This is a genomic window from Flavobacterium sp. ZB4R12 (assembly GCF_048276375.1).
Taxonomy (GTDB): Bacteria; Bacteroidota; Bacteroidia; order Flavobacteriales; family Flavobacteriaceae; genus Flavobacterium; species Flavobacterium gawalongense.
This window is the reverse complement of the sequence record NZ_JBLNKS010000001.1, coordinates 91440-103893: the sequence shown is the minus strand read 5'-3', so window position 1 is coordinate 103893 and position 12454 is coordinate 91440. Positions and strand designations below refer to the sequence as shown.

Sequence of the window (12454 nt, the reverse complement as noted above, 5' to 3'; positions counted from 1 at the left end):
TTAAACATTAAATAAATTAATCAATTATGTGACCTAACAGGCTTTGAAAACCTGTTAGGTTTACTATTTTTATACCCTTAAGAAAATCAAATAACTATCAAATGAATAAAGAAAACATACTTAAACTAGCATTAGTGTTTAGTTTACTGGTTTTGTTTTTATCTGGAAGTCGTTTTCCTGCTGAAGCCAAAAAAGTAACCTGTATTGAAGAAAAATGCGAGAAACCACACGAACATGGGCAATTAAATTATCACGAACGTTTTCCTGTCGAACATGAAGATAATTTTGCAACAGCCACCTTAAAAAGCTTTGCTAATTTCTGGGAAGCTAATGCAACTGGGATGACTTTTGCCATTATCATTGGGGGAGCCGCACTTTCGCTATTACTTTCTTGGGAAAAATTTGAAAAAATACTACAATTCAAAGGCATTAAAGGTGCTGCTTTAAGCAGTGTTTTTGGCATGCCCTTAAATATGTGTGCGAATTGCTCAGCTATTACTAGCGTGGGAATTACAGGTCAAAAAGGCAGTACCGAATCAACATTAGGAATTATTTTTGGCGGTGCACTACTTAACATTATAGGTATTGTAACCATGTTTGGGTTATTTAATCCAGCGGTTGTTATCTCTCGAGTTGTTTTTAGTTTAATCCTTATTTTATTTGTAGTCCCTTTTGTTGCCAAAATGGTCAATTCACAAGAACCTGACCGAGTAGCACCTTTCGAATTAGACATCAAATCTTTATATACACCAAAAACAAATTGGTTTGACACCCTTCTAAAAACGCTAGAAGACTGGTTATTGGCTGTAGGCAATATCGCTTATAAATTAATTCCGCTTATGTTAATAGGCACCTTGTTTACAGCATTGTTTCGTGCGGGATTTTCAAACGAAGTATTGCATCACATTACTACTTACAACCCCTATCTTATTTTGGTGATTATTTCCTTTATAGGTACAATGTTATCCGTACCTGTGTTATTCGAAATTTTATTAGGCACAATACTGCTTCATTTAGGTTTTAGTAATGGCGCTATAGCCGTTATAGTTTTTACAGCGCCTTCCTATGGTTTGTTTACAATGGTACTTACCAAACAAAAACTTGGAGGATTCAAAATACCTTTACTATTACTTGGCATTACTTTTATTTTCGGTATCGGAACTGGTTTATTAGCCGATTTTTTAACTAAATTTTTCTAAAACCATGAAAAAAATCATTCTGGGAATTATCCTTTTTATCATCCAAATTTCATTAGCGCTTTTTTACAATGACTCCATTGATTTAAAAATAGTTTTGGGTATTACCATACTCACTTTTGCATTTATCCTATATAAATTAAAAAACAAAAAATTTAATAATGAAACTTGTAATTAATCCATGCTGTTTTATAAAAACAGTCCTTACATCAAAAAAGCTGGTTCTATTCTTTTTAATTTGTTCCATAACAACATTTGCTCAAGAAAAAAGACTTGAAGGAATTGTACTCGATTCTAAAAACACTGTTCTTGAAGGAGTTAATATTATTGTGAAAAACTCAAAAACAGCTACAATTACGGATGAAAAAGGGGCTTTTTCTCTCCAAACTACACTGCCATTTCCTTTAGTTTTAGAAATACGTATCGTTGGATATACTTCCAAAAAAGTTAGTATTACCAGTGCCGATTTTGTTTCAATAACTTTAGAAAAATCATCTAATGAACTCGACGAAGTCCTGATTTCAAGCGGTTATGCAGTGCATAAAAAAGCTGAATTTTCAGGAGCAGTGGCAACCATTTCGTCTAAACAATTACAAAATCGTGCTACTACTAGTTTTGACCAATTATTAGGAGGACAAGCTACAGGAATAGATATCATCCAACCCACTGGTGTGTTAAACAGCACACCTATATTAAGAGTAAGAGGTCTCAACACTATAACTTCAGGGCTTTTTCCATTAGTAGTGGTAGATGGTGTAACTGTTTTTGTGGGATCAATCGGAGGATTGGTTGGTAATAATCCTTTGGCAGATATTAATCCCAATGACATTCAATCCATTGATGTTCTCAAAGATGCTTCGGCAGCAGCAATTTATGGCTCAAGAGCAGCAAATGGCGTCATGATTATTACCACAAAAAAAGGAAAAATCGGCAAACCAAAAGTAAACTATGATAGTTGGTATAGTATGAGTACTCCTTATAATTTACCTAAATTATTGAACGCAGAAGATTATGTTACCATCAAAAATGAAGCATTAACAAACGCAGGAAAGCCAGCTGGTTTCAATTTAATGAAAAACCCAGACGGAAGCATCGTAGATACCAACTGGTATAACGTAGCCTATAGCCCTGAGTTGTCTAATAATCAAAATATCAGCATATCAGGAGCAAATGAGGCTACCAATTATTACTTCTCAGCTGGCTATACCAATCAAAATAGCTTTATTAAAAACAATACTTTTCAACGTTATGTAACGAGGCTAAACATCAATCACCAATTGAACAATTCTATAAAAATAGGTGCAAATGTTACGTACAGTAATGGTAAAAATATTGGTCCAAATACAGGCGCAATAGCGGGAAATTCAACGGCATCCTCTACGTACAATACCCAATATATCACTAACGAACCTTTGGGAAGAATGACCTATGTATTGCCTCCAAACGTACCCGTATATAACCAAGATGGTACCTATAGCATTCAAAACGGAAATAGCGTTGGTTACGGAGCCAATATTCCTGCAGTTGTAGGAACAATTAATGCCTATAATTTAGCCTTAGTACAAACCCTAGATTTGAGTTCTTCTGAAAACAACACCTTCATTGGAAACCTATTTGGGGAAATAACCCTAGCAAAAAATCTTAAATTTAAAACCAGTTACGGGATAAATAATCTTCAGGTTACCAACAAATCGTTCTTGAATCCTTTGCATGGTGGAGGCGCATCATCAAACGGTATTGCAACAAATATATTTACCAAATTATTCCGAACAGATTGGATTAATACGCTTGTTTACAACACCAAAATAAACGAAAACCACAATCTAAACATACTTTTGGGACAAGAAAAAATCAAAACAACCACGGATGGCTGGGGAGCTACACAAAGTAATATTACAGACCCTTTCTATTCTAATTATCAAGGTGGATTTAAAAATATAGCTCCTACGGGTAATCTTTTTTCTGAAAATGCATTGCTTTCTTATTTTTCTAGTGTGAGTTACGATTATAAAAAGAAGTATTTCTTGAATATTAATTTTCGTAGAGACGGGCTTTCGGCTTTAGCAGAGGGAAATAAATTTGGGAATTTTGGTGGAGGATCACTTGGTTGGAACATTTACGAAGAAGCCTTTTTAAAAAATTCATTTATGAGTACTTTCTTTGATACTTTAAAAATTAGAGGGAGCTACGGTATCGTTGGTAATAGTGAAATTGGTGATTATCCCTCCGTTGGAATCTACAATTCTTCTACTTATGGAGGGGAACCTACCCTATCCTATTCGCAAACCGCTAATCCAAATTTAAAATGGGAAACCAGTAAAAAATTAGATTTAGGACTGAATTTCTCCGTTCTCAACAATCGTATCGCTGTTGAATTTGATTATTACCTAAACAATGTAGATGGATTAATCCTAAAATCACCACAATCACTATCGACAGGAATACCAAACAGTTATATCAATGAAAATGCAGGTGCGTTGTATAACAAAGGAATAGAATTAGGCATTAATGCGTTGCTAATTGACAAAAACGACTTTAAGTGGTCTGTAAACGTAAACCTATCTACGCTAAAAAACAAAGTAACCTCATTGGTCAGCGATGTATTTGTTCCAAGCATATTTGGAGTACAAAACATGACAAGAGTAGGATATTCTATAGGATCCATTTTTGCCGTACCCAGCAAAGGGGTCAATCCAGAGAATGGGCAAATGGTTTTTATTAATAGTCAAGGAAAAGAAGTACAATACAATCACATTGGCTCTCCGAAATGGACCTATCTAGATGGTACAGCAGCTCCAGCAATTGATAACTATAGAGATGGGGTGATTCAAGACCCTTCATTACCAAAAGTTTTTGGTGGATTAAACTCTACTTTCAACTACAAAAAATTTGATTTAAATATCAATTTAACTTTTGTTGCCGGCAATAAATTATACAACGGTACAAGAGCTACCAATTCTGACCAACGCTATTTTAATAATGGAACATTCATCAAAGACCGTTGGACAACACCTGGTCAAATAACCGAGATTCAAAAACTATATTATGGAGATAATGTATCTGCTGGATTCTCTTTTTCAAGCACTTCAAAAGTGGAAGACGGGTCTTATTTGAAAGTAAAGAACATCTCTTTGGGCTACCATATTGATATGGCTGGCACATTCTTGAAAAATAATGTTTCAACAGCTTATGTATATATGCAAGCTGGAAACGTATATACACTAACAAAATATAGAGGTTCTGATCCCGAAGTTTCCATTAACGGAAACTCGATAGACTCTGGAAAAGACCAAAATATACCGCCCAACGCACAGGTATTTACAGTAGGTTTGAATGTTGGATTTTAATTTTTAATTTGAAAAAGCATAAAAAAATGAAAAAAATTATAGTAACAAGCTTACTCTTTCTCGTTGCAATGACAGCCTGCGAAAGTGATTTTTTGGATACTGTTCCCAAAACAAGTGTAGCCGAAGATGCAGCATATAGTACTCCCGGAAAGATAGTAGCGCAAGTAAATAATCTATACGGTCAGATTCAAAATGCCAGTTTTTATGGCGGTCGATTCATTATTTTTAATGAACAAAGAGCTGATGAATTTGGACAAAATGATGGTAACGCAGCTACAGGATCGGCCGTTTGGAATCAAAACGTGTCCTCAACGAATGATTTTGTAAATAAAGTTTGGTCCGTTGGTTATACCGCCATCAACGCCTCAAATATTTTGATAAGTAAACTCAATACCACAACTGTTGTTTCCGAGACATTAGCTAAAAACTATACTGCCGAAGCAAAATTCATTCGTGCTTTTTGTTATTTTAGCTTGATTCAAACGTATTCAAAGCCGTATAATTTAGATAAAAATGGACTAGGGCTTCCACTTCGACTTACACCCATTACATCATCTGGTTACAATGACTTGGCACGTAGTTCAATTGATGCTATTTACACACAAATTTTAAAAGATTTGGATGAGGCTGAAAAAGATTTACCAGAATCCTACACTACCGCATTATTAAACGTATCAAGAGCTAATAAAAGCACCGCAATTGCCTTAAAAACTAGAGTTTATTTAGTTCAGGGCGATTATCAAAAAGCCGTTGCTGAATCTCAAAAAATAGTGTCTCCTGGTGCTCCTTTTCAATATACGGCAGGTAATTTAACGCATAAATTAGAGTCCAATTTTACCACTATTTTTGGAGGAAGTTATACTGGTTCAGAAGCTGTTTTTTCAATTCCTTTTGCCAATAGTATTACCGAAACACCCGCTTCACAAAGTGCATTGGCTTTCAATTATTTGGGACAACCCATCTTATTTTTGACAACTGCAGGTATTTCAAGCAATCCAGCCTTAAATTCCAGTTCGGATACACGTTCCAGTTTGATTTCTACAAATGCCGCCAAACAAAAGGTACTAAAGAAATTTAGTATTACCACAGCTCCTTTTAGAGACTATGTTCCTGTAATTAGATATGCAGAAATTTTATTGAATTATGCAGAAGCAGCAGCCAATACCGACGATTTAAATACGGCAACCGCTTTATTAAAGGCAGTAAGAAATCGATCTGATCCAAGTTATGTATTTCCAGATACAGACATTGATACTAAAACCGCCTTATTAAACACCATTATGACCGAAAGAAGGATTGAACTTTTAGGAGAAGGGTTTAGACTAATGGATTTACAAAGAAAACTACAAAAACTTCCTTCCAAAATAGGCTCCATTGGAACAGCTCCATTAGTATTAATTACGAGTAGTAATTACATTTGGCCTATTCCAAGTGGTGAGATTTCAACTAATAAGTTGATGGTTCCCAATCCATAAATTTAATTTAAAAAAATCAGCATGAGATATTCTTTCCTCAACCTCTATTTCCAATTTAGTAAAAAAATGGAAAAACACAGTGTCAATATGATGCGAATTTCTCTGGCAATAGTTTATGTCTGGTTTGGAGCAATGAAAATTTTCGGAATGAGTCCTGCCGGTGAGCTAGTTGAAAAAACTGTTTATTGGTTTCAACCAGAAATATTTATTCCAATTCTTGGTATTTGTGAAGTAATTATAGGCCTTGGTTTGCTCATAAAAAGATTTATTCCTTATACAACTGTATTATCATTAATGCATATGGCAGTTACATTTTTTCCGATTTTTATACTAAAAACAGTATGTTTTGATGCTTTCCCCTACTCCCCTACTTTGGTTGGACAATACATAATTAAAAATCTTATTTTAATTTCAGGAGCTCTTGTAATTGCAGGAAAATACAATGAAAAATATTATGCAGAAATGAATTTGAAATTAAGCGAAAAATAAAATCTAAATCCATTTCGTATAATCAAAGATTTCCTAATTTTATAATTACAGATAGAAAAATACCAATTAATTAATCCGTGATCAATAAAATCAAATGAAATCCATAACTTATAAAAGAGCATCAACTCTAGACGAACTAGAACAAATCAGAACACTTCAATTACAAAATAGTTCCCAAAATATAACTTCTGAAGAAAAACTTCAAGAGGGATTTGTAACAGTACAACACACCGTTGCCCTATTAAAACAAATGAATGCAGCTTGTGCACATATTATAGCCAAAGATAATAATACAGTGGTTGGTTTTGCTTTGGTAATGCTTTCTGACTTTAGAAATGAAATTAAGGTTCTTATCCCCATGTTTTAAACATTGAATAAATTATCAATTATAGCCTAACAGACGTTGGAAATCTGTTAAGCTTTTTTTCAAAAAAACAGGGAATAACTTCTAATGTTTAATATAAACTATTTGTAATAGATTATGATAAAATTAAATCATGGTTTCAATGATTAGTCCAATAAAAGTTTCACAACTTAAAAAAGCATAAAATGAAACAATACCCACTGATTGCAGTATCTTTATTTTTTACAATACCTCTTCTCGCTCAATCAACAACAGACACAACAAAAATTCATAATCTAAATACTGTAAAAGTTGAAGCAACAAGAATAAATCAAGATATTCTCCGCCTTGCCCCAATACAAGGAACTTACATCTATTCCGGTAAAAAGAATGAGGTGATTGACCTGACCCAAAAAAATATTGCGCAGACTGAAAAATATGGTCGGCAAATTTTTGCCAAAGTTCCAGGTGTTTTTGTGTATGATATGGATGGTACAGGCAATCAAATGAACATTTCTACTCGTGGCCTTGACCCGCACCGTGGTTGGGAATTTAACATCCGTAAAGATGGTATCATTACCAACTCTGACATGTATGGCTATCCTGCCAGCCACTACAACATTCCTATGGAAGCCGTGGAACGCATTGAGTTGCTAAGAGGAACAGGCTCATTGCAATACGGCGCGCAGTTTGGCGGCATGCTTAACTATATTAGCAAACAACCAGACACGACCAAAGCATTTACTTTTGAAACTATTAATACAATTGGTTCTTATGGATTGGTTAGTACTTATAATGGGGCGTCAGGTAAAATTGGAAAATTCAGATACAGCACTTGGTTAAACAAAAAATGGATTACAGGCTATAGAGACAATAGCGATTCGCAGTATGATGCCGAAGCAGTGTCTCTTTACTATGATCCTTCTGAAAAACTACATTTCAAGTTAGAGTGGACACACTCCAATTATATTACTCATCTTGCAGGTCCTCTTACAGATGAAATGTTTAACAGCAATCCAAAAATGTCCACTAGGTCAAGAAATTATTACAATCCTAATATTCATATACCTTCGATAACGGTAGATTGGAAAATAACTCCAAAAACGCAATTACAACTTACATCATCAGCCGTTCTTGGGGCCAGAAACAGTGTGTTGTTTGACAAACCGGCAACTATTGAAGATGCCATTTCAGCCACAACACTTCAATACGCTAATCGTCAAGTTGATATCGATCATTTTAATAGCTACACAACAGAGTTAAGAGGACTTCACTCCTATAAATTTTTGGAACGTACCAACACGTTTACAACAGGGATTCAGCTCATGAATAACGATTTACATCGCCAACAACAAGGAAAAGGAACAACCGGGACCGACTTTGATTTATCATTAGTCACTCCTGGATGGGGAAGAGATCTTCATTATAAAACAAATAATATTGCTCTATTTGCTGAAAACCGTTGGCTACTCTCCAATAAATTTTCCGTTAACACTGGATTAAGAATAGAAATTGGCGAAACAAATATGACAGGCACTACCACTTACTATTCAGATGCCGAGTTACCAAACACCATCAAACATAAATTCCCGTTATTTGGTGTAAGTATACAATATGATTTAACCGAAAATATAAATTTTTATGGGGGTGTATCACAAGCCTATCGCCCTGTAATTTTAAAAGATATTATTCCGGCTTCTATTTACGAAGTCTCAGATAAAAATCTAAAAGATGCTTACGGTTATAATGCTGAAGCTGGTTTTAGAGGCAAATGGAAGTCTTTAAAATGGGATGTAACTGGTTTTTATCTTCAATACAATAATCGATTAGGAACAATAGCACAAACCAATTCACAAGGTGACCTGATTGTTTTCAAAACAAACATAGGGAATTCCAGAACCAAAGGAGTTGAATTATTCTTGCAAAAAGATTTCTATTTAGGAAACCAAGCTAGTTTATCCGTGTTTACTTCCACTTCATATATGGATGCTAAATATCAAGATGCAATTATAAAATCTGGCAATACAAATACTAATGTTAGTGGAAATAAAGTAGAAAGTGTTCCAAATTGGAATAGTAGAAATGGATTTACCCTTAAGTACTCTGTCGTTAGCCTTTCGGCACTTTACAGTTACACTTCCGATAGTTTTGCTGATGCCCTAAATACGGCTGAACCGTCAATAAGTGGTGCAAGTGGCATAGTTCCTTCCTATCAATTACTCGATTTAAATCTTGCAATACGATTGACTGATAAGATCAAATTTCAAATCAACGCTAACAATATCTTAGATGAGCATTATTTCACTAAACGACCTCAATTCTACCCAGGTCCAGGGATTTGGCCATCAGACGGAAGAACATTTTCAGGGACGCTTTCTATAAAAATTTAGTTTAAAGTATATTTAAAAAACTAAAATTCCTGCAATATGATGCTATTCAATTGGAAATAATAATAAACTTCCAATTTTGACTCTAAAAAACGAATATTAAACATTATTATGAAACCAACATTCAACCTCCTTTATTTTAGATTTAGTAAAGAAATGGAAAAACACAGTGTCAATATGATGCGAATTTCTCTGGCAATAGTTTACATCTGGTTTGGTGCTTTGAAAATTTTCGGAATGACTCCTGCTGGTGATCTGGTAGAAAAAACAGTTTATTGGTTTAAACCAGAAATATTTATTCCAATTCTTGGTATATGCGAAGTAATTATTGGTCTTGGATTACTCGTAAAACGATTTATCCCCTATACAATTGCATTGTTATTAATGCACATGGCCGTTACATTCTTTCCTGTTTTCATACTAAAAACTATGTGTTTCGATGTATTTCCTTACTGTCCTACTTTAGTTGGGCAATACATAATTAAAAATCTTATCTTAATTTCTGGAGCTCTTGTAATTGCTGGAAAATACAACGAAAAGTATTATACTGAAATGAATTCGAAACTAATTATAAAATAAAAATTAAAATTTGTGAAGCATAATCTAAGATTTCCTAATTTTATAATTACAGATAGAAAAATACCAATTAATTAATCCGTGATCAATAAAATCAAATGAAATCCATAACTTATAAAAGAGCGTCAACTCTAGACGAACTGGAACAAATCAGAACACTTCAATTACAAAATAGTCCCCAAAATATAACTTCTGAAGAAAAACTTCAAGAGGGATTTGTCACCGTACAGCACACTGTTGCCTTATTAGAACAAATGAATGCAGCTTGTGCACATATTATAGCCAAGGATAATAATACAGTCGTTGGTTTTGCTTTGGTAATGCTTTCTGACTTTAGAAACGAAATTAAGGTTCTTATCCCCATGTTTGAAAGAATTGATGAATTAGTACCCAAGGATAAAACATACGTTGTAATGGGCCAAATTTGCGTAGATAAAAATTATAGAAAACAAGGAATATTCCGAGGACTCTATCATTTTTACAAAGAGGAACTGCAACATAAATTTGATTATCTAATTACTGAAGTCGCCGCTATAAACCTTCGCTCGATGCAAGCACATGAGGCGATTGGTTTCAAAACGATAGATAATTATGAAGAAAATGGAATTGTTTGGAATATTATGCTTTGGGATTGGGCATAAAAAAAAGCCTAACAATTACGTTAGGCTTTCATTTTTTATAATCGAAATTACTTTAGTCAGCTAAAATAATAACTTTATTGTCTTTCATTTCAATTGTCCCTGAAGTGATTGCTAGCGTATAATTTTGGTCATCAAGCTTTGTAAATTTACTTGCTATTTCTTTTGCAAAAGCAAAATTAGAAGCTGCAATTTTCACAACTCCTTTTCCTAAAATAGAAACGATTGGTGCGTGATTATTCAAAATTTGAAAGCTTCCATCAACTCCTGGTAATGTAACCGAAGTCACTTCTGCTGAAAATAATTTCGCTTCTGGTGATACTATTTCTAAAATCATGGTTTTTAGTTTACAGTCACAGTTTACAGTCACAGTACTGAATACTGCGACTGAACACTGAATACTAATTTATGCTTCCGCTAACATTTTTTCTCCAGCTTCGATAGCTTCTTCGATGGTACCTTTAAGGTTAAAAGCTGATTCTGGTAAGTGATCTAATTCACCGTCAATAATCATATTAAATCCTTTGATAGTATCTTTAATATCAACTAAAACTCCTTTTAATCCTGTAAATTGCTCAGCAACGTGGAAAGGTTGAGATAAGAAACGTTGAACACGACGTGCTCTTGAAACGGCTAATTTATCATCTTCTGATAATTCTTCCATACCAAGAATCGCAATGATATCTTGTAATTGTTTGTATTTTTGCAAAATTTCTTTTACTCTTTGAGCACAGTCATAATGTTCATCACCCAAAATTTGTGGCGTAAGGATTCTTGAAGTTGAATCCAATGGATCCACTGCAGGATAAATACCTAATTCAGCAATTTTACGAGACAATACTGTTGTTGCATCAAGGTGAGCAAATGTTGTTGCTGGCGCAGGGTCAGTTAAATCATCCGCAGGAACGTAAACCGCCTGTACAGATGTAATAGAACCTTTGTTTGTTGATGTAATACGCTCTTGCATCGCACCCATTTCAGTAGCAAGAGTCGGCTGATAGCCTACCGCAGATGGCATACGACCTAAAAGTGCCGAAACCTCAGAACCTGCTTGTGTAAAACGGAAGATATTATCCACGAAGAACAATACATCTTTCCCTTGATCAGTACCTGCACCATCACGGAAATATTCAGCGATAGACAATCCAGAAAGTGCCACACGAGCACGAGCTCCTGGTGGCTCATTCATTTGACCGAAAACGAAAGTAGCTTTGGACTCTCTCATTCCTGACATATCAACTTTAGATAAATCCCATCCTCCATTTTCCATAGAGTGCATGAATTCATCCCCGTATTTTATAATTCCTGACTCTAACATCTCACGAAGTAAGTCATTTCCTTCACGTGTTCTTTCCCCTACTCCTGCGAATACTGAAAGTCCACCGTGCCCTTTTGCTATATTGTTAATCAATTCCTGAATCAATACTGTTTTACCAACACCAGCACCACCGAATAATCCAATTTTACCTCCTTTTGAGTAAGGCTCAATTAAATCAATTACTTTAATTCCTGTGAATAAAACTTCAGAAGAAGTAGATAAATCTTCGAATTTTGGTGCTTGACGGTGAATTGACATTCCGTTTTCACCTGTTTTTGGTAAATTACCTAAACCATCAATGGCGTCTCCAATTACGTTGAATAAACGACCGTAAACATCGGCACCAATCGGCATTTGGATAGGATTTCCTGTTCCAACTACTTCATAACCTCTACTCAAACCATCTGTTGAGTCCATCGAAATGGTACGAACGGTGTTTTCACCAATGTGAGATTGTACTTCAAGTACTAATAAAGTACCATCTTTTTTTGTGATTTCTAATGAATCATAAATTTTTGGAAGTTCAACATCCTTACCGTTGAAAACAACGTCAACTACTGGGCCAATGATCTGGGCAACTTTTCCTATTACTTTAGACATTACTTATGTATTTATTAAATAGCTATTTAGGTTTATGAAACAGAACCAATCGAAACTCATCGATTAGACACTTTTTTCAGTGCGC

The 12454-nt window shown here is 34.6% G+C and carries 11 protein-coding genes; 9 read left to right on the top strand and 2 right to left on the bottom strand.

Features of this window, described 5'->3' with window-relative positions; translation table 11 throughout:
* Window positions 1-101: 101 nt before the first annotated feature.
* The 9 genes from ACNO7W_RS00425 to ACNO7W_RS00385 all read left to right on the top strand — a co-directional run bounded on the left by ACNO7W_RS00425 (window position 102) and on the right by ACNO7W_RS00385 (window position 10454).
* Complete coding sequence (locus tag ACNO7W_RS00425; protein ID WP_417936589.1) at window positions 102-1199, top strand: permease; 1098 nt, start codon at window positions 102-104, stop codon at window positions 1197-1199.
* 4 nt (window positions 1200-1203) lie between these two features.
* A complete protein-coding gene (locus tag ACNO7W_RS00420) occupies window positions 1204-1374 on the top strand; it encodes a hypothetical protein (RefSeq protein WP_417936588.1) in 171 nt (56 codons plus the stop codon).
* Entirely contained in the window at window positions 1358-4543 is a 3186-nt protein-coding gene (locus tag ACNO7W_RS00415) for a SusC/RagA family TonB-linked outer membrane protein (protein ID WP_417936587.1), read from the top strand. The genes ACNO7W_RS00420 and ACNO7W_RS00415 overlap by 17 nt, the downstream gene beginning before the upstream one ends.
* 26 nt (window positions 4544-4569) lie before the next feature.
* The gene (locus ACNO7W_RS00410; RefSeq protein ID WP_417936586.1) at window positions 4570-6018 is read left to right on the top strand and encodes a RagB/SusD family nutrient uptake outer membrane protein; all 1449 of its coding nucleotides are present in this window, start codon (window positions 4570-4572) and stop codon (window positions 6016-6018) included.
* A 66-nt stretch (window positions 6019-6084) separates the two neighbouring features.
* Entirely contained in the window at window positions 6085-6507 is a 423-nt protein-coding gene (locus ACNO7W_RS00405) for a DUF417 family protein (RefSeq protein WP_417936585.1), read from the top strand.
* Window positions 6508-6601: 94 nt separating this feature from the next.
* Window positions 6602-6874, top strand: coding sequence for a hypothetical protein (locus tag ACNO7W_RS00400; protein ID WP_417936584.1), 273 nt, complete (start codon window positions 6602-6604; stop codon window positions 6872-6874).
* A 182-nt stretch (window positions 6875-7056) separates the two neighbouring features.
* A complete protein-coding gene (locus tag ACNO7W_RS00395) occupies window positions 7057-9240 on the top strand; it encodes a TonB-dependent receptor family protein (RefSeq protein ID WP_417936583.1) in 2184 nt (727 codons plus the stop codon).
* A 108-nt stretch (window positions 9241-9348) separates the two neighbouring features.
* A complete protein-coding gene (locus ACNO7W_RS00390) occupies window positions 9349-9816 on the top strand; it encodes a DoxX family membrane protein (RefSeq protein WP_417936582.1) in 468 nt (155 codons plus the stop codon).
* A 95-nt stretch (window positions 9817-9911) separates the two neighbouring features.
* Window positions 9912-10454, top strand: coding sequence for a GNAT family N-acetyltransferase (locus tag ACNO7W_RS00385; RefSeq protein ID WP_417936581.1), 543 nt, complete (start codon window positions 9912-9914; stop codon window positions 10452-10454).
* A gap of 52 nt (window positions 10455-10506) precedes the next feature.
* Here ACNO7W_RS00385 and ACNO7W_RS00380 read toward each other — a convergent pair whose 3' ends face one another.
* Both ACNO7W_RS00380 and atpD read right to left on the bottom strand, forming a co-directional pair.
* Window positions 10507-10788, bottom strand: a complete 282-nt coding sequence (locus tag ACNO7W_RS00380) for a FoF1 ATP synthase subunit delta/epsilon (RefSeq protein WP_143387158.1) — start codon at window positions 10786-10788, stop codon at window positions 10507-10509.
* 69 nt (window positions 10789-10857) lie between these two features.
* Window positions 10858-12369 carry a F0F1 ATP synthase subunit beta gene (gene atpD / locus ACNO7W_RS00375; protein ID WP_417936580.1) on the bottom strand — a complete coding sequence of 504 codons (1512 nt, stop codon included), beginning with the start codon at window positions 12367-12369 and terminating at the stop codon, window positions 10858-10860.
* Between the last annotated feature and the right edge of the window lie 85 nt (window positions 12370-12454).

Excerpts from the sequence above, each read along its gene's own strand:
- ACNO7W_RS00380 (WP_143387158.1), bottom strand. The coding sequence starts at position 10,788 with ATGATTTTAGAAATAGTATCACCAGAAGCGAAATTATTTTCAGCAGAA.
- ACNO7W_RS00405 (WP_417936585.1), top strand. The coding sequence starts at position 6,085 with ATGGAAAAACACAGTGTCAATATGATGCGAATTTCTCTGGCAATAGTT.
- ACNO7W_RS00410 (WP_417936586.1), top strand. The coding sequence starts at position 4,570 with ATGAAAAAAATTATAGTAACAAGCTTACTCTTTCTCGTTGCAATGACA.
- ACNO7W_RS00395 (WP_417936583.1), top strand. The coding sequence starts at position 7,057 with ATGAAACAATACCCACTGATTGCAGTATCTTTATTTTTTACAATACCT.
- atpD (WP_417936580.1), bottom strand. The coding sequence starts at position 12,369 with ATGTCTAAAGTAATAGGAAAAGTTGCCCAGATCATTGGCCCAGTAGTT.
- ACNO7W_RS00415 (WP_417936587.1), top strand. The coding sequence starts at position 1,358 with ATGAAACTTGTAATTAATCCATGCTGTTTTATAAAAACAGTCCTTACA.
- ACNO7W_RS00400 (WP_417936584.1), top strand. The coding sequence starts at position 6,602 with ATGAAATCCATAACTTATAAAAGAGCATCAACTCTAGACGAACTAGAA.
- ACNO7W_RS00420 (WP_417936588.1), top strand. The coding sequence starts at position 1,204 with ATGAAAAAAATCATTCTGGGAATTATCCTTTTTATCATCCAAATTTCA.
- ACNO7W_RS00385 (WP_417936581.1), top strand. The coding sequence starts at position 9,912 with ATGAAATCCATAACTTATAAAAGAGCGTCAACTCTAGACGAACTGGAA.
- ACNO7W_RS00390 (WP_417936582.1), top strand. The coding sequence starts at position 9,349 with ATGAAACCAACATTCAACCTCCTTTATTTTAGATTTAGTAAAGAAATG.
- ACNO7W_RS00425 (WP_417936589.1), top strand. The coding sequence starts at position 102 with ATGAATAAAGAAAACATACTTAAACTAGCATTAGTGTTTAGTTTACTG.